Annotated in this window: 20 protein-coding genes; 13 read left to right on the top strand and 7 right to left on the bottom strand. The window is 69.7% G+C overall.

Going from position 1 to position 23,774, the window contains the following annotated elements:
* The first annotated feature begins 53 nt into the window (after window positions 1-53).
* The gene (locus FHX50_RS08160; RefSeq protein WP_183376471.1) at window positions 54-1,085 is read left to right on the top strand and encodes a PDDEXK family nuclease; all 1,032 of its coding nucleotides are present in this window, start codon (window positions 54-56) and stop codon (window positions 1,083-1,085) included.
* Between the two features lie 156 nt (window positions 1,086-1,241).
* Here FHX50_RS08160 and FHX50_RS08155 read toward each other — a convergent pair whose 3' ends face one another.
* Complete coding sequence (locus tag FHX50_RS08155) at window positions 1,242-1,895, bottom strand: TetR family transcriptional regulator (RefSeq protein ID WP_183376469.1); 654 nt, start codon at window positions 1,893-1,895, stop codon at window positions 1,242-1,244.
* Window positions 1,896-2,213: 318 nt separating this feature from the next.
* On the opposite strand from FHX50_RS08155, the gene FHX50_RS08150 reads away from it, so the two are divergent.
* From FHX50_RS08150 to betT, 3 genes are all read left to right on the top strand, one after another.
* Window positions 2,214-3,800: an aldehyde dehydrogenase family protein gene (locus FHX50_RS08150; protein ID WP_183376467.1), complete on the top strand. Its 1,587-nt coding sequence runs from the start codon at window positions 2,214-2,216 to the stop codon at window positions 3,798-3,800.
* A gap of 87 nt (window positions 3,801-3,887) precedes the next feature.
* A complete protein-coding gene (gene betA / locus FHX50_RS08145; protein ID WP_183376465.1) occupies window positions 3,888-5,690 on the top strand; it encodes a choline dehydrogenase in 1,803 nt (600 codons plus the stop codon).
* 3 nt (window positions 5,691-5,693) lie between these two features.
* Complete coding sequence (betT, locus tag FHX50_RS08140; protein ID WP_183376458.1) at window positions 5,694-7,739, top strand: choline BCCT transporter BetT; 2,046 nt, start codon at window positions 5,694-5,696, stop codon at window positions 7,737-7,739.
* A gap of 25 nt (window positions 7,740-7,764) precedes the next feature.
* Here the strand turns inward: betT and FHX50_RS08135 are convergent, their stop codons facing one another.
* Window positions 7,765-8,361 (bottom strand): DUF4126 domain-containing protein, encoded by a 597-nt coding sequence (locus FHX50_RS08135; protein ID WP_246370893.1) that lies wholly within the window; start codon window positions 8,359-8,361, stop codon window positions 7,765-7,767.
* Between the two features lie 192 nt (window positions 8,362-8,553).
* Here FHX50_RS08135 and FHX50_RS08130 point away from each other — a divergent pair, with 192 nt between their 5' ends.
* The 6 genes from FHX50_RS08130 (at window position 8,554) to FHX50_RS08105 (ending at window position 15,537) form a co-directional block, all read left to right on the top strand.
* Window positions 8,554-9,189, top strand: coding sequence for a hypothetical protein (locus FHX50_RS08130; RefSeq protein WP_183376454.1), 636 nt, complete (start codon window positions 8,554-8,556; stop codon window positions 9,187-9,189).
* Between the two features lie 369 nt (window positions 9,190-9,558).
* On the top strand, window positions 9,559-10,263 hold the full coding sequence (locus FHX50_RS08125; protein WP_183376452.1) for a DUF47 domain-containing protein: 705 nt from the start codon (window positions 9,559-9,561) through the stop codon (window positions 10,261-10,263).
* Entirely contained in the window at window positions 10,260-11,294 is a 1,035-nt protein-coding gene (locus tag FHX50_RS08120; RefSeq protein ID WP_183376450.1) for an inorganic phosphate transporter, read from the top strand. Before FHX50_RS08125 ends, FHX50_RS08120 begins: the two co-directional genes overlap by 4 nt.
* 124 nt (window positions 11,295-11,418) lie before the next feature.
* The gene (locus FHX50_RS08115; RefSeq protein WP_183376448.1) at window positions 11,419-12,369 is read left to right on the top strand and encodes a hypothetical protein; all 951 of its coding nucleotides are present in this window, start codon (window positions 11,419-11,421) and stop codon (window positions 12,367-12,369) included.
* Window positions 12,370-12,503: 134 nt separating this feature from the next.
* Window positions 12,504-14,141: a phosphoglucomutase (alpha-D-glucose-1,6-bisphosphate-dependent) gene (pgm, locus tag FHX50_RS08110; RefSeq protein WP_183376446.1), complete on the top strand. Its 1,638-nt coding sequence runs from the start codon at window positions 12,504-12,506 to the stop codon at window positions 14,139-14,141.
* 505 nt (window positions 14,142-14,646) lie between these two features.
* Complete coding sequence (locus FHX50_RS08105; protein ID WP_183376444.1) at window positions 14,647-15,537, top strand: hypothetical protein; 891 nt, start codon at window positions 14,647-14,649, stop codon at window positions 15,535-15,537.
* Window positions 15,538-15,569: 32 nt separating this feature from the next.
* On the opposite strand, the gene FHX50_RS08100 is transcribed toward FHX50_RS08105, so the two are convergent.
* Window positions 15,570-16,079: an arsenate reductase/protein-tyrosine-phosphatase family protein gene (locus FHX50_RS08100; RefSeq protein WP_183376442.1), complete on the bottom strand. Its 510-nt coding sequence runs from the start codon at window positions 16,077-16,079 to the stop codon at window positions 15,570-15,572.
* A gap of 217 nt (window positions 16,080-16,296) precedes the next feature.
* Here FHX50_RS08100 and FHX50_RS08095 point away from each other — a divergent pair, with 217 nt between their 5' ends.
* From FHX50_RS08095 to FHX50_RS08085, 3 genes are read left to right on the top strand one after another with little or no spacing between them, the layout of a single operon-like run.
* Window positions 16,297-16,779, top strand: coding sequence for a GNAT family N-acetyltransferase (locus FHX50_RS08095; protein ID WP_183376440.1), 483 nt, complete (start codon window positions 16,297-16,299; stop codon window positions 16,777-16,779).
* Between the two features lie 37 nt (window positions 16,780-16,816).
* Window positions 16,817-18,283 (top strand): App1 family protein phosphatidate phosphatase, encoded by a 1,467-nt coding sequence (locus FHX50_RS08090; protein ID WP_221187286.1) that lies wholly within the window; start codon window positions 16,817-16,819, stop codon window positions 18,281-18,283.
* Complete coding sequence (locus FHX50_RS08085; protein ID WP_183376438.1) at window positions 18,283-18,918, top strand: GNAT family N-acetyltransferase; 636 nt, start codon at window positions 18,283-18,285, stop codon at window positions 18,916-18,918. The genes FHX50_RS08090 and FHX50_RS08085 overlap by 1 nt, the downstream gene beginning before the upstream one ends.
* On the opposite strand, the gene FHX50_RS08080 is transcribed toward FHX50_RS08085, so the two are convergent.
* The 4 genes from FHX50_RS08080 to FHX50_RS08065 all read right to left on the bottom strand — a co-directional run bounded on the left by FHX50_RS08080 (window position 18,899) and on the right by FHX50_RS08065 (window position 23,475).
* A complete protein-coding gene (locus tag FHX50_RS08080; protein WP_183376436.1) occupies window positions 18,899-19,711 on the bottom strand; it encodes an amino acid ABC transporter ATP-binding protein in 813 nt (270 codons plus the stop codon). The genes FHX50_RS08085 and FHX50_RS08080 overlap by 20 nt on opposite strands.
* Complete coding sequence (locus tag FHX50_RS08075; protein ID WP_183376435.1) at window positions 19,711-20,676, bottom strand: amino acid ABC transporter permease; 966 nt, start codon at window positions 20,674-20,676, stop codon at window positions 19,711-19,713. The genes FHX50_RS08080 and FHX50_RS08075 overlap by 1 nt, the downstream gene beginning before the upstream one ends.
* 72 nt (window positions 20,677-20,748) lie before the next feature.
* Window positions 20,749-21,699: an ABC transporter substrate-binding protein gene (locus FHX50_RS08070; protein WP_343064069.1), complete on the bottom strand. Its 951-nt coding sequence runs from the start codon at window positions 21,697-21,699 to the stop codon at window positions 20,749-20,751.
* A gap of 90 nt (window positions 21,700-21,789) precedes the next feature.
* Entirely contained in the window at window positions 21,790-23,475 is a 1,686-nt protein-coding gene (locus FHX50_RS08065) for an FAD-binding dehydrogenase (RefSeq protein ID WP_343064068.1), read from the bottom strand.
* Window positions 23,476-23,774: the final 299 nt, after the last annotated feature.

The following is a 23,774-nucleotide window of genomic DNA, read 5'->3' as shown; positions in this document are numbered from 1 at the left end:
CAATCACCCCGCGCCGGTTCACCTGCGCGGGAGGGGAGGTAACGCTGGGGCGCATGGTTCGAGACGATTCTCCGCAGCGCCTTCGGCATGGCGTATTCCTCGTGGGTGAGGCGCTCGCCCTGGGGGTGAGCCGCGACCGCCTGCGGTGCAATGACTTTCAACGGGTGGGTCGCGGACTCTACGCATGGTCGCGCACGCAGATCAGTGAATATCTCCTGGCTGCGGCGCTGTGTCGGCAGTATCCGGGGGCCGTGGTGTCGCACGATTCGGCCGGGCGTCTGTGGGGCATGCCGATGGAGCACAGCCGGGACGCGTGGCGGCCGGGGATGCCGATCCATCTGATGGCGCCGCCGGGGCGACGCATGCGCAGCACCGAGCTGATCACGTGGCACTACGGAGGTCTGGATGATGATGATGTGGTGCACGTCGATGGGACCCGCGGATACGGCGGCTGGGTGCCGAACGACGAGAAGCACCGCTATATCCTTCGGGTGACGTCTCGGTCGCGCACCTGGTTCGATCTGACGCGCTCACTGCCACTGGACTGGGCGGTGGCGCAGGCAGATCATCTGCTGCGCATCCCGCGCGAGCAGTTCGAGCGGCGGACCCGGCCCTATGCCACTCGGGAGTCCCTCGAGCATCTGCTGCGGCGGTGCCGGGGCCGCGCGGGGGCGAAACGCGGCCGGAAGATCCTGTCCTTCGCTCGGGTCGGTGCAGACTCACCAGCGGAGACGCGCTGCCGGCTCGCCTTCCGGTTCGGCAGGCTGCCGGAACCGGAGCTGAACGCTCGGCACCTTGCCGACGATGGGTCAGTGGTGGCGCAGACCGATTTCACGTTCCGTAAGTTCGGCGTCGTCGTGGAGTACGACGGTGCGGTGCACTTCGAGGGGGATGCGGCTCAGCGGGGGCAGCGTCGGACGATCCGCCTGCGCGGGCTCGGGCTGATCGATCTCCACCTGTTCCGCGATGATCTGCCGCGGCCGATCCCCGGGGAGAGCGATGAGAGCGTGATGCGTCGGCTCGCCACGTGCCCGGCGGTGACGGTCGTGGCGGAGGAACTGCGGCGGCAGGGATGGCGGCGCTGAGTGGCCCGTTCTCCGCGGTACCGAGCACCCTCTCTTCGCAGCGATGCTTCGCGCTCCGCCGCGGCACGTTCGATCCGTCTGCGCATGCGGGATTTCCCAGTCGAATATCCCCGAAAGGGACGAAGGATCGTCCACCACGCGGCGAGCGGTCGCGGCCTAGCGCGACGACTGCGCGCCGTGGGCTGAACCGAAGGCGCGCACCAGGGTTCGGGCTGTCCTCTCCCCCGCGGTGAGGGCTTCCTCGTATTCGCGGCGGAGCATCAGCGCCAGCGACCCGAGGTACACCACGACCAGCTGTTCGCTGAGTTGCCGCGCGGCTTCGGTGTCGTGGCCGACGAGCGGCAGCGCGTGCTCGTACGTGCGGTCGTAGAGCATGGCGGTCTCCTCATCGAGGACGGCCTGGAGTTCAGGCGTCGGATCGTCGATGGAGGCGGCGGTGCCGCTGAATGCGCACCACCGTTCGGTGAGCCGCACCCGCTGGTAGGTGCGGGTCGCGCTCCAGAGGCAGAGGAGGCGCTCTTCGTCGTCGGCGGCGTCGGCGATGGCGGCGGTCCATTCCTCGCGCCAGACGTCGAGCCGACGCTTCAGTGCCGCGACCAGCAGGCCCTCTTTGTTGCCGAAATGGGTGTAGAGGCTCGGCGGGGAGGCGCCGGCGTGCTTGAGGATGCGGTCCACGGGGGCCGACGGGACCCCGTCGACGAACAGGACCGCGTCGGCTGCGTCGAGGAGGCGTTCGCGGACGGGTTTGGCAGTGCGCGTGCGGCCCTCGGCGGGGTCTGGGGACTGCTGCGTCGATCGAGTGGCGGCCACAGGTCCTCCTTGGGGTGGGCGGCCGACGGTGTCGAGGCAACTGTACGCCGTCCAGGCCGCAGGTCGGTCCAAGGGTGGGGCGCCGCTGGGTCACAGACCTCACACCTATAACGCACATTATTGCCGGCAGGTATAGCGAGCGTTATCGTGCTGTCGATGACGCTTCCGCAGCGACCCGTGACCACCGACCGCTCCGACCCGCGCCGATTCGCCCAGCACCCCCTCTGACCGCTGCCCCATCGGCCCGCGCCTCCACCAGCCCACGCACGATCGTCCGCCGCCATCCCCATCGCCCCGCCATCGACGAAGGAGAACGCCTTGGCCCTCACCCCGACATCCCATGACCACCGCACCACCGCCGACGGCGCCCCCGCCAGCCTCTTCATCGCCGGCCAGTGGCTGCCCGCCGCCTCCGGCGCCACCCGGGACATCACCTGCCCCGCCGACGGCCGCCATGTGCTCACCGTGTCCGAAGCCGACCCGGCCGACACCGAGAAGGCGATCGCCGCCGCCCGCCGCACTTTCGACGACACCGACTGGCAGTTCGTCCCCTTCCAGGAGAAGGCGCAGATCCTGAACCGCCTCGCCGACCTCCTCGAACGCGACCGCCGCGAGGTGGCGCGCATGGAGGCGGAGGACACCGGCAAGCGCTACGTGGAGTCGCTGGGCGACATGGACGACATCGTCGGTGTGTTCCGCCATTTCGCGCAGATCGCCGGGCAGGAATCCGGCCGCACCATCGACACCGGTGACCCCACGATCTCCTCGCGCACCGTCACCGAAGCGGTCGGCGTGTGCGCCCTGATCACCCCGTGGAACTTCCCGCTGCTGCAGACCGCGTGGAAGATCGCGCCCGCAATCGCGGCCGGCAACACGTTCGTCCTCAAGCCCGCTGAGCTGACCCCGCAGTCGGCGATGTGGCTGATGGACGCGCTGAAGGAAGCGGGCCTGCCCGACGGAGTCGGCAACCTCATCACCGGCCGGGGCGCCCACGCGGGTGCGCCGCTGTCCACCCACGAGGACATCGACCTCGTCTCCTTCACCGGCGGTGTGGAGACGGGGCGCCTGCTGATGGCCAACGCGGCGACGACCGTGAAGAAGGTGGCGCTGGAACTGGGCGGGAAGAACCCGAACATCATCTTCGCCGACGCCGATCTCGATGCCGCCATCGACAACGCCCTCACCGCGATCTTCCTCGACTCCGGCCAGGTGTGCTCCGCCGGATCCCGCCTCATCGTCGAGGAGTCCGTGCACGATCAGGTGGTGGAGGAACTGGTGCGCCGCACCAAGAACATCCAGCTGGGCGGCATCTATGACGAGAACGCCGAAACCGGTGCGCTCATCAGTGAGGAGCACCTGCAGAAGGTCGCCGCGTTCGTGGACAGCGCCGTGGCGGAGGGCGCGACCCTGCTCGTCGGCGGGCAGCGCGCCACCGGCACGCAGGGCTCGACCGACCTCGCGAAGGGCTGCTTCTACCTGCCCACCGTCCTGGATGACTGCACCACCGAGATGGCCGCCGTGCAGGAGGAGTCCTTCGGCCCCATCGTCACCATCGAGACGTTCACCGGCGACAGCGACGAGGAGAAGGAGAAGGCGGCGCTGCGCATCGCCAACGACACGATCTACGGGCTCGCCGGCGCTGTCTGGACGAAGAACGCCGGCCGCGCCGAGCGGGTCGCGAAGCGTCTGCGCCACGGCACGGTCTGGATCAACGACTTCCACCCGTACGTCCCGCAGGCCGAGTGGGGCGGCTTCAAGCAGTCCGGCTTCGGCCGCGAACTCGGCCGCGTGGGCCTGGAGGAGTACCAGGAGATCAAGCACATCTGGCACAACACCTCCCCCGCCCGCGCGAACTGGTTCGCCGACGGCGACACCCCGTCCGTCATGCCGAACACCAGCTGCTGACCTGTCAGGGCCGACGGACGCCGCGAACCCGTCGGTCCCCCTGCTCTTCGCGCCGACCCGGCGCCCCCACGACTGAAGGAGACCCGCATGTCCAACCGCACCCACTACGACTACGTGATCGTCGGCGGCGGATCCGCCGGATCCGTCCTCGCCAACCGGCTCTCCGCCGACCCCGAGACCAGCGTGCTCGTCCTCGAAGCGGGCCGCCGCGACTTCGTGTTCGACCCGTTCGTGCACATGCCCGCCGCGCTCATGTACCCCTCGGGCAACCCCCTGTACGACTGGCGGTACCAGACCGACCCCGAACCCCATATGGGCGGCCGCCGCGTCTCCCACACCCGCGGCAAGGTCCTCGGCGGCTCCTCCTCCATCAACGGCATGATCTTCCAGCGCGGCAACCCCGGCGACTACGAGAAGTGGGCCGAGAACGAGGGCATGGAGCACTGGGACTTCGCCCACTGCCTGCCGTACTTCAAGCGCATGGAGACCACCCGCGCCGGCGCGGATGCGTGGCGCGGCGGCTCCGGCCCCCTCATCCTCGAACGCGGCCCCGCCGACAGCCCGCTCTTCCAGGCGTTCTTCGAAGCCACCCAGCAGGCCGGCTACGCGCCGACGGATGACGTCAACGGCTACCGTCAAGAGGGCTTCGCCAAGTTCGACCGCAACGTCAACAACGGCCGTCGCTGGTCCGCCTCCCGCGCCTACCTGTGGCCGATCCGGGGCCGCAGGAACCTCGACATCACCACGCTCGCGTTCGTCACCGACCTGATCTGGCAGGGCAACCGCGTCACCGGCGTCCAGTACACCCGCGGCCGCTCCAGTCACACGGTCACCGCCGGTGAGGTGATCCTGTGCGGCGGCGCGTTCAACACCCCGCAGCTGCTGGAGCTCGCCGGAGTCGGCGACCCGGAGGTGCTGAAGAAGGCCGGCGTCACGCCCCGCATCGACCTGCCCGGTGTGGGTGAGAACCTGCAGGACCACCTCGAGGTGTACCTGCAGCACGCCTCCACCCAGCCGGTGTCGATGATGCCGGCGCTGGAGAAGTGGCGCGCCCCGTTCATCGGTGCGGACTGGCTGTTCAACCGCCAGGGCCCCGCCGCCACCAACCACTTCGAGGCCGGCGGCTTCATCCGCACGAACGATGAGGTCAAGTATCCGAACCTGATGTTCCACTTCCTGCCGCTCGCGGTCCGCTACGACGGCTCCGGCGGCGGTCACGACCACGGCTACCAGGTGCACATCGGCCCCATGAACTCCGATGTGCGCGGCCGCCTCCACATCACCAGCAGCGACCCGCGCCAGCACCCGTCGATCCTGTTCAACTACCTCTCCACCGAGAACGACCGCCGCGAATGGGTCGAGGTGATCCGCGCGGCGCGGCACATCCTGTCGCAGCCCGCGTTCGATGCCTTCAGCGGCGGCGAGATCTCCCCGGGACCGGACGTGGAGACGGACGAGGAGATCATCGACTGGGTGGCGCGCGACGCCGAAACCGCACTGCACCCCTCGTGCTCCGCGAAGATGGGCGTGGACGACATGGCCGTGGTGGACCCGCACTCCATGAAGGTGCACGGCACCGAGGGTCTGCGCGTGGTGGATGCGTCCGTGTTCCCGTCGGTCACCAACGGCAACATCTATGCTCCCGTCATGATGGTTGCAGAGAAGGCCGCCGACGCGATCGCCGGCAATACGATGCTCACCCCCGAGAACCCTCCGGTGTACCGCGCGAACGCCGGGATGCCCCTCTACCCGGAGGGCGACCCCCGCAACGACGCCTGGAACGCGAAGGACGGTGTGCCGACCGCGCTCGAGGCGATGGCCGCACAGGACTTCGACGGACTCGCCCGCCGCGGCTTCGCCAACACCGGTGCCGGCGCTGAGGAGCGCTGAGCCATGGCCCGCACCTACACCTCTGACCTCCCGGTGGTGAACGAGCCGCGCCCGAAGTGGCTCGTGTTCGGAGTCGCCGCCGTGTTCACCGTGGTGGTGTCCGGCTGGGCGCTGTTCGCCCCCGCCAACGCCGAGGGCGTCCTCGGCGCCGCGGTCGAAGTGATCGGCGACTGGGTGGGCTGGGCGTACATCGCGCTGGCCACCGTGGTCCTCGCGTTCGTCATCTACCTGGCGATCCGCTTCGGCCGGGTCCGCCTCGGCCAGGACACCGACCGGCCGGAGTTCTCCACGTTCGCATGGGCGTCCATGCTGTTCGCCGCCGGCATCGGCACCGACGTCATGTTCTTCGCCGTCGCCGAGCCCGCCACCCAGTTCCTGAGCCCGCCCAGCGGCGAGCCGGGGACCGTGCAGGCGGCGCGCGAAGCGGTCGTGTGGCCGCTGTTCCACTACGGCGTCACCGGCTGGGGCATGTACGCACTGATGGGCATCGCGCTCGGCTACTTCGCGCACCGCCGCGGCCTCCCGCTCGCGGTCCGCTCCGCCCTCTACCCTCTGGTGGGCCGACGGATCCACGGCGCAGTCGGTCACGCCGCCGACATCGCGACGGTGCTCGGCACCATCTTCGGCGTCGCCACCTCGCTCGGCATCGGCGTGGTGATGCTGAACGTGGGCCTCGGGGTCCTGTTCGGGTTCGAGCAGGGGGTGCCGGTGCAGGTGGGCCTGGTGGTCCTCGCGGTCGCGATGGCGACGATCTCGGCGACGACCGGTGTGGACAAGGGCATCCGCATCCTGTCGCAGCTGAACGTGGCGCTGGCGCTCGTCCTCGCCGGCTGGGTGCTGGTCACCGGCCACACCACGTACCTGCTGCGCGCCGCGGTGATGAACGTGGGTGACTTCGTGTCCATGTTCCCCGGCCTCACCCTCAACACGATGGCGTACGACTACGACGCCCTCTGGATGAACTCCTGGACCCTGTTCTTCTGGGCCTGGTGGGTGGCGTGGGCGAGCTTCGTCGGCATGTTCCTCGCACGCATCTCCCGCGGCCGCACCATCCGCCAGTTCGTGATCGGCACCCTGCTGATCCCGTTCTCCTACATCCTCATGTGGGTGACGGTGTTCGGGAATGCCACCATCAAGCGCATCACCGACGGCGACACCGCGTTCGGTCAGGTCGCCGCCGATTCACCCGAGTCCGGGTTCTTCGAACTGCTCAGCCAGGTGCCGCTGGCGCCGGCGGTGATCGCAGTGGCGACGTTCGTGGGTCTGCTGTTCTACGTCACCAGTGCCGACTCCGGCGCCCTGGTGATGGCGAACCTGTGCTCCGAACTCCCCCACGCGGAGGCGGATGCGAAGCCGTGGCTGCGGATCTTCTGGGCCGCGGCGACCGGCGTCATCACGATCGCGATGCTGATCGTCGGCGGCATCACCGCGCTGCAGTACGCGACCGTGGTGATGGGTGTGCCGTTCGCGATCGTGATGGTGCTGGTGATGCTGGGCCTGCACCGGGCGCTCAGCGAAGAGGAGCGCACCAGCCTCGCCTACCAGCGCTCCGTGCGCGGAGCGGTGGTCGGGCGCATCGCTGCGCAGGACCGCAACAGCACGGGCGGGTCCTGGAAGCGCCGCTTGGCGCGGCAGTTCGGGTCCGTCACCCAGCGCCAAGCCGAAGCCGAGCTCTCCGCCCGGGTCATCCCCGCCATGGAGGAGGTCCGCAGCGAGCTCCAGGGCCACGGCGTGGACGTCGCGATCAACCATGAGGAGATCCGCCTGGAGTCCGTGGTCAAGGCCGTCACCCTGCTGGTGCCGGCGGCGGAGGAGGGCTATGAGCACTTCGAGTACCGGGTGCAGATCCGTGAGATGCGCGCACCGACCTACGGCCGCGGCATGATCGAAGCGGATGACACCACCTACGAGGTGGAGACGCTGGTGCCCGGTGGCGGTGTCTACAACATCATGGGGTGGAGCGAGGAGGAGATCGCGCACGACATCCTCAATCACTTCACCTGGTGGTCCGGCACGTTCATCAAGCCGGAGGCCGACGTCCAGGCCTGACCCTGCGGCCGCGAGGCGCGCACCGTCAGCGCATGCACGCTTCGGCGGTGCGCGCCGCGGGGGCTTCGCTGCCGCGGAAGCGTTCGCGGATCCGTCGGGCGGTGCGGAACAGCAGGAACGCACCCGCGATCGCCCCGATGATCACGATGACCGCGACCGCGCCGGCGAGGATCGGCAGCAGGACCGCGACGAGGGCGAGGACCACAGCGGCGATGTCCTCACCGGTGCTGACCAGTACGTTCGACACCGGCTCCGGGGAGGCGTTGACGACGGCGCGGGTGCCGGCCTTCGCGGCGTGGACGCTCAGCGCGGAGAACGCGCCAACGGCCGCGAGGACAACGGCGTTGGCGGTGTCGGTCTCCCCGCCCAGCAGGAAGCCGATCGCGCCGCCGGCGATGGGGCGCACCACGGTGTGGATGGCGTCCCACACGGAGTCGAGGAACGCGACCTTGTCGGCGAGGAAGTCCACCACGAGCAGGATCCCTGTGATGACGAGGACATCAGTGCGGCCCATGACGTCCGGGACCACGCCGACCTGGAAGAACCGGTCGGCGATGCCGAGCATGAACAGCATCAGGTAGGGGCGGATACCGCTGACGGCACCGGAGCTGAGGGTCATCATCAGCGCTTCCATGGCGCCTCGCTTTCGTCGTGGAGCGATTCGCGTTCAGTGTAGCCACGCGGTGGGAGGGGCGCGGGGCCGGGCCGACGGGGTCCGCCCTCCCCGGAGGACCGACGGGCTCCGCCGTTCGACGCCAGCCGACGGGGCCCACCGGCCCTAGTGAGCCCGGGCCCCGGGGCGTAGTGTGGCGGCATGGCACAGTTCCGCAGACCCGCATCGCTCACCCCCGCCCAGCAGGAACAGATCGAGGGCGGCACGGATCCCGCTCTGAAGGACCAGATCGCGCACGATTCGGCGGCTGCTCTGCTGCGCGAAACCCGCGGCACCGTGGACCCGTCGGCCGTGGAGCGGATCCTCCGCCTCGCCGAGAGCGAAGGCCTGGACGACATGGCGGCGCTGTGGTCGGGCGCGCCGGCGGTGTCACTGCCGGGTGCGCTGTGGCGGCTGTACGTGCTGCACACGTGGGTGCAGCAGCAGACGGCGGAGGTGCGGCGGCGCTACCAGATCGGGACGCAGTCCGCTCCGGGGCTGCGCTACCGCTCCGGCATCGCGAACCCGCCGGACCTGGACGATATGCGCCGCACTCTGGACGAGATCCTGCGCGGCGCGTTCACCGGCGACCTGTCGATGGCGCTGCTGCGGGCCTCCGCGGTCGCGATGCTCTCGGCCTACGGAACAGCGCACCTCGCGGACGCACCGGGCTCCGGGGCCGACGACCCCTCAGCCGACGGCGCGGGCCGCATCACGATGCAGGCGGACCGTCTGCACCGTCTGGGCGAGGACCTGGAGGCGGCCGGCCGGGCAGCGGCCGGCGGCTCCCTCTTCTGAGCAGAGACCACGTTTTCCGTTGACGTCACGGCCGGTCACCTGACCATCACCTGAACGTTACCGACATGTAACTCCACTGCCCGCCCAAGAAATCCTCTGACCTGGCACAACGCCGTTGCGCAGAATTGGGACCGGGCTGGGCCCACGCGATGGGCCTGTTGTACAGTGGAATCGCGTCGGGTCGCGGCAGCCCCGGGCTCCAACCTCTGCCGCTTCGAGCGGCCTTCGCGCCGACAGGCGCTCCCGGCCCGACGCGTCAACGTCATCCTCCCCGACCGCCGATCACTCCGCCGAGCCCCGCCATCGCGCGTGCACCACGAAGCAGTGGCCGGCGGCGCCGCATCGCCCCGACTGCAGACTGGACATTCCATGCGTCTGTTCGCGCCGAAGCACCAGAAATCGATCTACGACCTCTTCGGCGATCTCTCCCAGATCCTCGTGGTCAGCAGCGAGGCCCTGTCGCGGGCGTTCGGTGAGGCCCCCTCGGAGCGGCCCGCCCTGATCCGACCGATCGAGAAGGGCGCCGCGGACGCCGCGAAGGTGACCCGCCGCATCGCGAACATCCTCGCGGTCTCCCTCATCACTCCGTTCGAAGCGGAGGTCCTGCACGAGCTGTCGCACCGGATGTCGAACGTGGCGGCGCAGATCCATCGCACCGCAGACCTGACCGTGCGCCTCGGCATGGGGTCGCTGCCGCCGCGCCTGCTCGATGCGGCGACGGTGCTGGAGCGCGCCGCCGGGCACACCGTGGAGGCCACCTGGGAGATGTCCGATGTGGCGGCGCTGTCCACGTTCTACGACGAGATGCGCCGCATGGACACCCACGTGCAGGAGCTGCTGCGCCGTGCCCTGACTGATCTGCTGCGCCCCTCGCCGCCGGAGAACGAACAGGCGGGGGCCCGTGCCGCGCAGGGCGCCCCGAACGTGGGCAGCGTGTCGACATCCACCATGGAAACACCGGACCTGTTGGGGGTTCTGCGCACGCGGGAGATCATTGCGGCGATGGAGGAGATCGCTCACGCCCACCAGGCAGTGGCCCAGACCGTCGACCTGCTGAGGGTGAAGGATTCGTGACCCTCGGCATGCTCGGGGTCGTCATTGCGAGTGCGCTCGCGATGGCGTGGATGAACGGCTTCCACGACGCCCCGAACGCCATGTCCACCACGATCGTCACGAAGAACCTTCCGGAGCACACCGCTCTGCGGATCGCCGCAGTCCTCAACGGCCTCGGCGCGGTTCTCGGGGTCGCATTCCTCATCACCGTGGACACCACGCTGGTGTCGATAGCCGGCCTGCCCGCGTTCATGGAGAACGCGGGCCCGCACTTCGGGCTGGTACTGGCTTCGGCAGTGCTGGTGTCGATCCTGTGGAACGTGATCACGTGGCTGGCGGGGATCCCGTCGTCGTCCTGGCATGCGATCTTCGGCGGCCTGCTCGGCGCCATGGTCGCCACCGGCCATCGCAGCGTTGATGCACTGGCGGTGGCGCTCTTCGTGGCGCCTCTGCTGCTCGCACCGGTGATGGGCATGGCCCTGTCCTTCGCGCTGACGCACGTCCTCGCGTCCTTCACCAGCCGGGAGATCGGCCGCACCCGCCATCTGCGACTGCTGCAGACCCTGTCAGCGTCGACCGTGGCGCTGGGCCACGGCATCAACAACGGCCGCCTGCCGATGGGGATCATCCTGGTGGCGCTGGCGGCGCACGGCGGCACCCCGATCGATCATGTGGTGGCAGACGGGGAGATGCGCGTCCCGCTGCTGGTGATGGTGGCGGTGCCGTTGTTCCTCGCCCTGGGAACGCTGGCCGGAGCCAAGCGCATCATCCGCACACTGGGGCGGCGCCTGACTGACCTGTCGACCCCGCAGGGGCTGGCAGCGGAGACGTCCACGGCGCTCGTACTGTACGTGGTGGCGTTCGGTATGCAGGTGCCGGTGTCGAGTTCGCAGACCATCACGTCGTCGATCGCGGGAAGTGCGATGGCGGTGTCGAGGCGCCAGGTGAACTGGGGCCTGTTCATGCGGATTGCGGCGTTCTGGGTGCTGACCCCCGGGTTCTGCTTCCTGGCGGCGCTGCTGGGGGCCGGCCTGGTGGCACCGTTGGTCTGAACCAGCGGACCGCTCACCCTACTTTCGGAGGACGGCCGGCGCCGTCGGCATCACCTAGACTCGCGGTGTTCGCGCGGCCGGTGAGCGGCCTGCGCATCCCGTTCCGCTGTCTGAGGAGAAGCCCATGTCCAGCAACCAGTTCGGCCCCCAGGACGACGAGTCCCGCCGTCCTTCCTTCGGCCTGCCCGGCCCGTCCCAGCCGTCGGCGAACGGTGGTGAGCCGGACTTCTCCGGGTCGGCATCGCACCCGTCGGCCTCCGGTGAGGGGTTCGACGGTTTCTCCGGCTCGATGGATCACCAGTTCGGCCAGTCGTCCGCGTCCCAGTTCGGGTCCTCGGCGCCGGCGAGCGGCGCCGGGTCGTCGGCCCACGGCTTCCGCCAGTCGTCCGCCTCGCAGTTCGGACAGAACTCCACCTCGCCGTTCGGCCAGTACGCTCCGGCGCACCCCGACCACCGCATGGGCCCGACCGGCCTGCCGACGGGCGGCCCGGGCGGCCCGCGCAAGAAGCAGAAGCCGGTGGGCATCATCCTGACGATCATCGGCGGTGTGCTGACGCTGGCGAGCATCGCCATGTTCATCGTGTCGCTCGTGATGTTCGGCAACTCGATCGGTTCCATGGCGGACCAGTTCGCCGGTGACACGGTGAACGGCTCGGCCGTGTCCGGCGGCGAGAGCTCCTACACGGTCACGACCGACGGCATGGCTGTGGTGATGCCGGCGGTGGCCACCAAGGACCTCTCCACCGCATCCTGCACCGCTGTTGACCAGGACGGGAACGATATCGCCCCGCAGACCGATTCGAACACGGAGACGATCGGCGAGGTCGGCGGCGTGGAGTACTCCACCGCGAAGCAGGCGTTCTTCTCCGAGGACGGGTCCTCCATGACGGTCACCTGCTCCGGCGTCACGGAGCCGATCATGGTGATCGGCCCGGTGGGCATCGGCTCGTTCATGGGGGCCGGTGGCCTCCTGCTCGGTGCGATCGGTGTGGGCCTGCTGGGTGTGGGCCTGCTGATCGCCGGCATCATCGTGATGATCGTGCGCGCCGCCGGCCGCTCGAAGGCCGCTGCCTGATCACAGCATCCGACGGCCCGGTCGGGTTCCCTGCGCGGGGACCGGGCCGGGCCGTCTCATACCGTGCACCCTGCTCACCGTAGGGCGGCGACGGTGGGTACCGTAGGGAGCACTGACGTTCTAGGGAGAGTGGAATGCATCCTCGCGCCGGCAGGGTCGCCGAAGCAGGCGACCTCATCGATGTCGAAGCCCTCATCGACGCATACTTCGACCAGCACCCCGACCCGGAGAACCCCGATCAGCGGGTCGCCTTCGGAACCTCCGGGCATCGCGGAAGTTCGTTCGATACGGCCTTCAACGAGGACCACATCGCCGCGACCACGCAGGCTATCGTGGAGTACCGCGCCCAGCAGGGCATCCGCGGCCCGGTGTACGTGGGTCGCGATACGCACGCACTCAGCCAGCCGGCGTTCGATACGGCTCTGGAGGTGCTGGGCGGCAACGGCGTGACCGCGCTGATCGACGCGCTCGGCACCTACACCCCCACCCCTGCGGTGTCGCACGCGATCCTCACCCACAACCGCGGCAAGGGCGCGAGCGATCCTTCGAGGGCCGACGGGATCGTCATCACCCCGAGCCACAACCCGCCGCGCGACGGCGGCTTCAAGTACAACCCGCCGCACGGCGGCCCCGCGGACACGGATGCCACCAGTTGGATCCAGGACCGCGCCAATGAGCTCATCGCGGGCGGTCTGAAGGACGTGAAGCGGATGCAGCGTGCGCAGGCGCTGCACACAGCGCAGAAGCACGACTACCTGTTCCACTATGTGCAGGACCTGCCGAACGTGGTGGACATCGAGGCGATCCGCCGTGCTGGGGTGCGGATCGGCGCGGACCCGCTGGGCGGCGCCGCGGTGGACTACTGGGCGCAGATCGCGGAGATGCACGATCTGGATCTGACGGTGGTGAACCCGCAGGTGGATCCGCAGTGGGGCTTCATGACCCTGGATGCGGACGGCATCATCCGGATGGACTGCTCCAGCCCGCAGGCGATGGCGTCGCTGCTGGAGAAGAAGGACCAGTTCGACATCGCCACCGGCAACGACGCCGATTCGGATCGGCACGGCATCGTCACCCCGGACGGCGGGCTGATGAACCCGAACCACTACCTGGCGGTGTCGATCGACTATCTGTTCTCGAACCGACCGGACTGGCCGGCGGAGGCGGCGATCGGGAAGACCCTGGTGTCCAGCTCGCTGATCGACCGGGTGGGCGGCCGCCTGGGCCGTCAGGTGCGGGAGACTCCGGTGGGCTTCAAATGGTTCGTGCCCGGGCTGCTGGAAGCGTCCGTCGGCTTCGGCGGTGAGGAGAGCGCGGGCGCGTCGTTCCTGCGGCGCGACGGCTCCGTGTGGACCACCGATAAGGACGGGATCATCATGGCGCTGCTGGCGTCGGAGATCACCGCGGTGACGGGCAGGAACCCGCATCAGCACTACCTGGAGCTCGTTCAGGAGTTCGGTGAGACGGCCTACGGTCGCCTGTCGGCGCCGGCGGATCGCGAGGCGAAGGCGAAGCTGAAGAAGCTGTCGCCGGATGACGTGACCGCGACCGAGGTGGCGGGTGAGCCGGTGGAGACGGTGCTGACTGAGGCTCCGGCGGGCGGCCCGATCGGCGGCGTGAAGGTGCTGACCGAGTCGGCGTGGTTCGCTGCGCGCCCGTCGGGCACGGAGGACATCTACAAGATCTACGCCGAGTCGTTCCGCGGCGAGGAGCACCTGCAGCAGGTGCAGGCCGCGGCGCAGGACGTGGTGGATCGGGCGCTGAAGGGCTGACCGGAGGGGCCGACGGGTGCCGCCGGTGGCGGTGTCCTGAGGCACGGTCGAGACCATCACCCCGTGACATGTCCGAGCCCAGCCCCTAGGCTGGAGCGGTAGAGCAGTCGTCCACGATCGGTGCGTTCCGCGCGCGAAGGGGGTTCGTATGAACCACGATGCTGCGCGTCACCGCACCCAAAAAGCGGCCCTGCACGTGTCTGTGTCCGCTGCGGCGCTGGGCGCCCTGGTCGTGCCCACCACAGCCTCTGCAGAGGCTCCTGGGCCTGCAGAGCACCGGCCCGCTGCCGCAGTGGAGGCATCGTTGAACCGCTCGACTGCGCTGGACGGTCCCACTGTGAGCGGGAAGATCAGCGATTCTGGGGACTCTGACCGCGGGCGGAACAACGAGAAGCGTCCAGGAACGAGCGCACCGGAGACGCCACAGCCTACGGAAACCCCGACGCCGTCCACTTCCGACTCAACGGCCGGCGAGGAACCGACCTCGATCCCGTGGATCGACCTGGTGCCCGCGGAGCCCATCGAGTCGCCGTCGCCGACTCCGACTCCTCCGGATGAGCAGACCAGCCCGGACAGCGACCCGGTGGAGAGCCCGACGCCCACTCCGAGCCCGTCGGATCCCACGACCACGCCGACGCCCACGCCGAGCCCGTCCGACCCGACCGACAAGCCGAGCCCGAGCCCGTCCGACCCGACCGACAAGCCGAGCCCGAGCCCGTCCGACCCGACCGACAAGCCGACTGAGACGCCGACGAAGCCCGCCCCGTCGGACCCCACCGAAAAGCCGAGCGAAAAGCCGACCGACAAGCCCACCGAGTCCCCGACGGACAAGCCGACTGAGAAGCCGACGAAGCTCGCCCCGGAGAAGACGCCCACGGCGGAGCCGCAGCCGGAGGCGCCGACTCGGAATCCGAAGCAGAAGCCGGAGGAGGCGCGGCCGGAGCGTCAGCCCCGCGATCAGGGGGACGCGGCGAAGCCGAGCCCGGAGCGCACTCTGTCTGCGCAGGAGCGGGAGCAGCAGGCCCGTCAGCGCGCCGCTGAAGAGCAGGCACCGGCGGCCCGCAGCGGAGAGTTCCAGCGCAATCAGGACGACTCCCAGGCACAGGCGGGCGTCGCCGCGGGTGACGGCGGCCCGGGCCAGCCCCCAGCCGCGCCGCAGGAGCCCGCGGAGGCTGAGGCGCCGCGCCCTGACACGACCGCCGATATCGCACCGTCGGGGGTGGTGGCGGTGCCGAGCACCGATGAGGGCAATGCCTTCGACCGGTTGATCAACTCCTGGGCCACCCAGAAGAACGGGTTCGGTCAGGTGCGCGTGATCATGCTGTCCACCGTGGGTCTGGGCTTCCTCGTCTCCGGCACCACGGCCTATATGACGCTGCGGGCGCGCCGCAAGTAGCACAGGCTCGCACCCGGGGCGGTGCGGGATGCTCAGTCGAGGCGGCTGCGGATCGCGTCCAGCAGCGACGGCACAGCGCGCTCCAGGCGCGCCACCATCTCATCGAACGCCGGATCATCCTCGTACCACGGGTCCGGCACGTCCAGGTCACTGCCGGTGGCGCCCTCCGGCATCGCCGGATCGAACGCTCCCCACATCCGAACCTCGGTGCCTGCGCACAGCTCCGGCGCCGCCTCCACCTGCCGCTGCAGGGTTTCGCGATGGTTCAGGGTCATCGCCAGCACCAGATCCCACTGGGCGAGCTCATTGACGTGCACCGTTCGCGCCGCGTGCAGGTCCGCGCGGTGACCGGCCCGCTGAAGAGCCGCGGCGGTCCGATCATCCATCGGCATGCCCTCGGCCTCCCAGGTGGTGCCGGCGGACCCGACCTCGACACTGTCGGACAGCCCTGCCTCATCGACCGCGGCTGCGAGCACGGCGGCAGCGGCCGGCGACCGGCACACGTTCGCCGTGCACACGGTGAGGACCCGGAACCTGTTCATCCGGTCATTGTTCCAGACGCCCCGCCGCCGCGCGACGCCCCAAGTCCCGGCGGTGTTGCCTCGGCGTCCCTCCCCGGTCGACCCGGCGCCGTCCGGTGTTCACGGAGTCGATGCCCAAAAGAGACCCTGCCGGCCCTGGAACTCCTGGTGCTCGCGGACTTCTCCCGTACACTGGCTGGGATACGAAAGACCAGCACGAACACCAGGAAGGCCGCCCATGCCGGAGATCATTCACGCCCAGGACACCGACTGGCCGCGGGTCCGCGAGATCCGACTGCGCGCTCTCAGCGCCGACCCCTACGCCTTCGGCCAGTCCTGGGAGACCGAATCCGCCTACCCCGACTCGGTGTGGCAGGAGCGCGTCGCCGAATCGGCATGGTTCCTCGCCCTCGAAGAGGGTGACCCGATCGGCGTTGTCACCACCCGCCACGAAGCGGACTCCCCCGAGGAGGAGCGCGAACTGCAGGCTATGTGGGTGCAGGCCGACTTCCGCAAGTCCGGTGTCGCCCGTGAGCTCGCCGACTCCGTGTTCGAGTGGGCTGCGAACGACGGCGCCTCGGTGGTGACGCTGTACGTGTCGCCGTCGAACCCGGCGGTGAAGATGTACGAGGCACTCGGCTTCACCGACACCGGTGACCGCTGGACCGTCTCGGAGGACGACCCGAAGTCCGCGTGGATCAAGATGGCCCGCCCCCTCTGATCCGTCTGCCTGAGAGAACGCCGCCCCGACCATCACGATGACGCCCACCCCTGTTCCCGCTGACGGCGCCGGTGAGGTCCGCCCCTTCTGGGCCGCCCGCCTGGAGGACGCGAAGAACCGCGTGGTCGGTCGTGTGCTCGATCGCGCCGGGTTCGAACCGCGCCTGCAGCCGTACGACGGCTACGGGTCCCTCACACAGGTGCGGATCCTCGGGAAGGTCCTGTACGGCCGCGCCGGCACCGGCGCCGACCACCACGACCAACCGGTGCAGGACATGCGCGGTCTCGCGGTGCGCGGCTTCCGCAACTTCCTCGGCCAGCCGATGGCGCACCACGCGGTCGAGATCGATCTGCCGACGGTGTCCGGCGTGGAGACGGTCACCGTCGTGGCGGACCGCTCCGGCATCATCGACGCCACCCTCCCCGCCGAACTGGAGCCGGGCATCCACGAGATCCGGATGCGGTCGGCGCACCCGTCGGCTGCCCCGAAGGGCTCCCACCAGACGCAGCGTCCCGCCCTGCGGGACAACACCGTCACCACCACCATCACGGTGATCGACGACTCCCAGCAGCGCCTCGGCGTGGTCTCCGACATCGACGACACCGTCATGGTGACGCTGCTGCCGCGCCCTCTGCTCGCCGCCTGGAACGCGTTCGTGGTGCAGCAGACCGCGCGCCGCGTGGTGCCCGGCATGCCGGTGCTGTACCAGCTGCTGCGCCGCACCTATTCGATCTCGCAGGGCGATGACCGCGGCCCCGGTGCCGGGTCCGTGCCCGGCATCGGCGCGACCACGCCCGGCACCCGCCTGCCGTTCGTGTATCTGTCCACCGGGGCGTGGAACGTGGCACCGGTGCTGGCGCGCTTCCTGTTCAAGAACGGCTACCCGGTGGGCCCGCTGCTGCTGACCGACTGGGGCCCCACCAACACCGGGTTCTTCCGGTCCGGTTCGCAGCACAAGCGCCGATCGCTGGCGAATCTGGCGGAGATGTTCCCGACCATGCAGTGGATCCTCATCGGTGACGACGGCCAGCACGACCCCGAGACGTATTCCCACTTCGTGGCGACCCACCCGGACCACGTGAAGGCCGTGCTGATCCGCGAACTGTCCACCGACCAGCACCAGCTCGCCGAGGGCGGGCGGCACCCGCTGCGCGCCGTCGGTGCCGCGGGCCGTTCACTGCTGTCGCTCATTCCGAAGCTGCCGCACCCCTCGGCGATGCGCACCCAGATCCGCGACGACGCCCAGGACGGCGCCGATCATGCCGATGATCAGCAGCGCGCAGAGGACCACCACACCCTGCACGGCACCAGTGAGGTGGCGGCCGAGGCCCGCGCCGCAGAGGACGCCGGTGATGGCCGCTCCCCCGACGCCCAGCCCACCGACGAGGCCCGCGGCGTCCTCGCTGAGCGCCGGATCCCGTGGATCAGCTCCGCGACCGGGTTCGGTCTGGTGACGCGCCTGCGCGACCGGGGTCTGCTGCCGGACGGCAGGACGGAGAAGTGATGGCGGGGACCGCCGGCGCGGGCGAGCAGCCCCGCGGCCGCATCGTGCCCGCCGAGGTGAGCGACGCCGACGCCATCGCCTCGATGGTGGTGCGCGCCTATCGGCTGCAGCTCGAGGGCTCCTGGACCACCGAGCAGGGCCTCGTGGAGGGCGACCGCACCAACGCCGAGGAGGTCCGTGCCCTCATCGCCGATCCCACCATGCGCCTGCTCCTGGCGCGCGGCTACCGCTGGCGGGCCGGCGAGGAGGCCCGCGCCGACGGGGCCGCGGCCGAATCCGCGACGACCGGCGCGAGGGCGGATTCGATCGACGGCTGCATCATGCTGGAGATGCACCCCGGCCACGACATGCCGGAGCTCGGCCTGTTCGCGGTGGACCCGTCGGCCCAGGGGCACGGCATCGGCCGCGCCCTCGTCGCCGCCCTGGAGGACGAGGCCCGCCGACGCGGCTTCCCCGGCGTGGTGCTGAACATCCTCGACCACCGGCCCGAACTGCAGGCCTGGTACGAGCGGCTCGGCTTCACCGCCACCGGGAAGCGCACGGCGTTCCCGCCCGCCCTCGGCGCGAACCGCCCCCTCGTGGACGGCCTGCACTTCAACGAGATGGCGAAGCGGTTCACAGAACCGACTGGATGAAGTCCTTCAGCCGCTCTGAGCGCGGAGCGTCGATCAGCTGACGCGCCGGCCCCTGCTCCACGATCTGACCGTCGTCCATGAACACGAGCGAATCGGCGACCTCGCGGGCGAACCCGATCTCGTGCGTCACCACGATCATCGTCAGGCCCTGCTGCGCGAGGTCCTTCAGCACCTGCAGCACCTCCGCCACCAGCTCCGGATCGAGCGCCGAGGTGGGCTCATCGAACAGCATCACCTCCGGCTCCATCGCCAGCGCACGCGCAATCGCCACCCGCTGCTGCTGACCACCGGACAGCTCGCTCGGGTAATGATCGGCCCGCTCAGCCAGGCCCACACGAGCCAAGAGGTCGCGGGCCTGCGCCTGCGCCTGGGCCTTCGGCATGCCCTTCACGTGCACCGGCGCCTCCATCACGTTCTGCAGGGCAGTGCGGTGCGGGAACAGGTCGAAGCGCTGGAACACCATGCCGATGCGGGAGCGCTGCGCGTCGATCTCCTTCGGCTTCAGACGCTGCAGGCGCCCGTCGGCCAGCGGCTGCTCACGGTAGCCCTGCAGCACGCCGTCCACGTAGACGGCGCCGGCCGTGGGGATCTCCAACTGGTTGACGCACCGCAGAAGGGTGGACTTGCCGGAGCCGGACGGGCCGATCAGGACGGTCACCTCGCCCTCGCGGACCGTCAGGTCGCAGCCCTTGAGGACAGGCAGGGAGCCGAACTCCTTGTGGACGCCGCGCAGCTCCACCAGGGGGCGCTGCTGCGGCTCGGACGCAGCGGGGGTGTTGGGATTCTCAGTCATCACAGCTCCACCTGGGGCAGGGGGTCCTTCGGGGTCGTTTTCGCGCGGTTGATGTTCTTCTGCCGCGAGCGGGAGGGGGCACGGTCATCGAAGCCGCGGCCGAAGTACCGCTCCAGGTAGAACTGGCCCACCATCAGCACACTGGTGACCGCGAGGTACCAGAGGGCCGCCACGATCAGCAGCGGGATCGGCTTGAACAGCATGGTGGAGATCGAGTTCGAGGCGAACGTCAGGTCCAGGGTGAACGGCACCGCCAGCACCAGTGAGGTGGTCTTCAGCATGCCGATCGTCTCGTTGCCGAGCGGCGGGATGATCACCCGCATCGCCTGCGGCACGATGATGCGCCGCAGGATCAGCGAATTCGACATCCCCAGCGCCTTCGACGCCTCGGTCTGCCCCCGGTTCACCGACCCCAGGCCCGCGCGGACGATCTCCGCGAGGTACGCGCCCTCGTTCAGGCCGAGGCCGAGGACGGCGGCGAGGAACCCGGTGAAGTAGTCGCGGGTGGAGAACGAGAACAGCTCCGGCCCGAACGGCACACCCACCGCGATCTTCGGCACGATCACCGTGAACAGGCCCCAGAACACCAGCTGCGTGTACACGGGGGTGCCGCGGAACACAAAGATGTACACCCAGCTCACCAGGCGCAGCACCGGGTTATCGGAGCGGCGCATGACCGCGGCGATCAGCGCCACCACGGTGCCCAGCAGCATCGAGGTGAACGTCAGCAGCAGCGTCCAGCCCACGCCCTGGATGATCTTCACATCCAGGATGTACTGCGCCACGATGCCCCATTCGAACACGGGGTTGGTGATGAGGAAGTTGATCAGTGCGGCGGCGATCAGTGCGACGATCACCGCCGCGATCCAGGTGCCGGGGCGGGCTGCTTCGCGGGCGCGGATGCGGCCGGGGATCGCGTCGGCGGTCCCGGCGCGATCAGCGGGCGCCTGCTCGGGGGTGGTCATGCGGTGGTCACTTCCAGTCGGTGGCGGGTCGGGAGGCTGCGGGCCGGTGGTGCGGCCCCGGGCGGTGCATAGTCATCCGGCGTCTGCGGGGTTGATCTCGGCGTTGTCGATCATGCCGGACTCCGTGCCCCACGCCTGCATGATGCGCAGCATGTGCCCGGAGTCGATGAGGTGCTGCACGGCGGCTCGTACCGCTTCGGCGAACTCCGGCTCCGACTTCGCCACGGCGATCCCGTTCAGCGCCGACTCCTGAATGTCCCCGATCTGCTCCAGGGTGCCGCGGGAGCGGGCGATGGCGTAGGAGGTGACGGGGGAATCGGCGATGAAGATGTCCGCCTTCTTCCCGGCCACGTTGGTGACCGCGTCGTTGTTGGACTCGTAGGCGAGGATGCGGAGCCCGTCGGCGCCGGCATCGCGGCACTCCTGGTCCGCGGCGCGCACCAGCTCCTCCTGGTACGTGCCCACCTGGACGGCGGGGGTGGTGCCGCACAGGGCCGACGGATCAATGCGGTAGGGGTTGCCGGTCGCGACCGCGTAGGAGATGCCGGCTTCGAAGTAGGAGATCATGCTGACGGCGGCGAGGCGCTCGGCGTTGATCGTGAAGCCGGACATGCCGAGGTCGTACTTCGACCCGATCGCGGGGATGATCTGGGCGAACACGGCGTTGTCGGTGCGGGTTCCCATGCCGAGGACTCGGCCGATGGCGTTGAAGACGTCGATGTCGTAGCCGACGGGTTCACCGTTGGAGAGGAACTCACCGGGCGCGTAGTTCGCGGCGCAGCCGTTGACGAGGGTCCCCTTGGAGCGGATGTGCTCCGGAACGAGGGCCGCGATCTCGGGGACCTCGGCGATGGGGCTGAGGTCCACCTCGGGAACGGCGTTGGTCTCCTTCGCGAGGGTGACGGAGGCGGTGGTGCAGCCGGTGACGGCCCCGGCGGCGGGCAGGCCGACGGCGGCGCCGATCAGGCCGCGCATGAGGGCGCGGCGCGATGGGGACGCACCGGTGATGGTGGGGTGGGGCACCGCTTCTCTCCTGCCAACATCGCCACATAGTCATTCACTTGGTGGCATAGTTTTTCGTTGCGTCGGCAGTCTATGCAGTGCGCGCCCCGATCAGGCGATGTCGCGGGCCGCAGAGCGACCGGATTCACGTCCGCTGAACAGGCACCCGCCCAGGAACGTCCCCTCGAGCGCATTCAGTCCGTGCATGCCGCCACCGCCGAACCCGCTCGCCTCGCCGGCGGCGTAGAGCCCGTCGATCACGGCCCCGTCGGCCCCCAGCACGCGCCCGCCCAGATCGGTCTCCAGACCTCCGAGGGTCTTGCGCAGCAGGGTGTGCAGGCGGATCGCGATCAGCGGGCCGGCCGACGCATCCAGCAGGCGGTGCGGGGACGCGGTGCGCACGAGCCGATCCCCCAGGAATCGTCGCGCACCCCGGATCGCCACCACCTGCGGATCCTTCGCATACGGATTCACCATCTGGTTGTCGCGCTCATGAACGGCGGCGGTGATCGCAGCGCGGTCCAGGGGCCCGTCGCTCAGCGGCTCCATGAGATCCATCAGCTCCTCCAGGCCGGTGGCCTGCACGAAGTCCTCCCCGCGGTCGAGGAACGCCTGCACCGGGTCGGGTGCGCCGGGCCTGATGCGCTGGGCGACCTTCGCCCAGGACTTCCCGGTGATGTCCGGGTTCTGTTCGCTGCCGGACAGTGCGATCTCCTTCTCCGCGATGGCGCGGGTCATGATGAACCAGGAGTGCTCACCGCCCCGCTCGCGCAGCTGGCGCAGCGTGGCGAGGGTGTCGAAGCCGGGGTAGGCGGGTGTGTCGAGCCGGTGGCCGGTGTGGTCGAGCCAGAGGGCGCTGGGGCCGGGCAGGATGCGGATGCCGTGGCCGGGCCAGATCGGGTTCCAGTTGCGGATCCCCTCGGTGTAGTGCCACATCCGCTGCTTGTTGATCCAGTGCGCGCCGGCGGCCTCCGCGACCTGCAAACCGGAGCCGTCCACGTAGGCGGGCACGCCGATCACGGGGTGGCGGGGCATGTCTGCGAGGTCCGCGGGCCACAGGGCGCGCACCAGGTCCGGGTTTCCGCCGATGCCGCCGGTGGCGATGACGACCGCGTCCGCGCGGGCGGTGAACTCGCCGATGACTTCGCGGGTGCTGGCCGCGCCGCGGCGGGAACGGTCGGCCGCGAGGACGGACCCGGCTGCGCCGAGGACCCGTCGGCCGGAGACCTCCAGGTGCTCCACGCGGTGCCGGTGGGCGAAGCGGATGCGGCCGGCCTCCCGGTGCTGGCGGACGCGCCGTTCGAACGGCTCTACGATGCCCTCGCCGGTGCCCCAGGTGATGTGGAAGCGGGGCACGGAGTTGCCGTGGCCGGAAGCGGAGGTGCCGCCGCGCTCCGCCCACCCGACCACGGGGAAGATGCGGTGGCCCATCTGGCGCAGCCAGGCGCGCTTCTCGCCGTGCGCGAAGTGCAGGTACGCCTCGGCCCACTGCCGAGGACGGACATCATGCGTCGCGGCGGAGAACTGCGCGGACCCCATCCAGTCCTGGTGGGCGAGCTCCGGGCTGTCGCGCACGCCGAGGCGCCGCTGTTCGGGAGTGTCGATCATGAACAGGCCGCCGAAGGACCAGAACGCCTGCCCGCCGAGGTCCTGCTCGCCCTCCTGGTCGAGGAGGACCACGCTGCGGCCGGCATCGGCGAGCTCAGCGGCGGCGGCGAGGCCGGCGAGGCCATGGCCGATGACCAGGGCGTCGGCGGTGAGCTCGCGCAGCGGGGCTGTGGCTGGGCGGTGGGGCACGGTGCTCTCCTGTCAACGGGGCGGGCGGCGCAGGAGGCCGGCGCGGGCCGACGGCGCGCCCAATCGGGACTTTGGTCGCGATCTGAGGGCCGCACATGGCCTGAGCAGGCGGTTTCGCCGACTGATCGGTGCGAAGCGCTCGACATGGCTGCCACGCCGGTGTGGGATGGGTGACACAGATTATCGTCGATCTCGCCCCACAGCGTGAATGGCGTCCCCGATTTCGGACATTGCGGTCGAATGAGGGGGTACGGGCGGTCGGCTCTGCCAGGATCGACACAACGCCCATCGATCCGCTT

Source organism: Helcobacillus massiliensis, from assembly GCF_014191425.1.
GTDB classification, from domain to species: Bacteria; Actinomycetota; Actinomycetes; order Actinomycetales; family Dermabacteraceae; genus Helcobacillus; species Helcobacillus massiliensis.
This window is presented reverse-complemented; position numbering and strand designations above follow the sequence as displayed.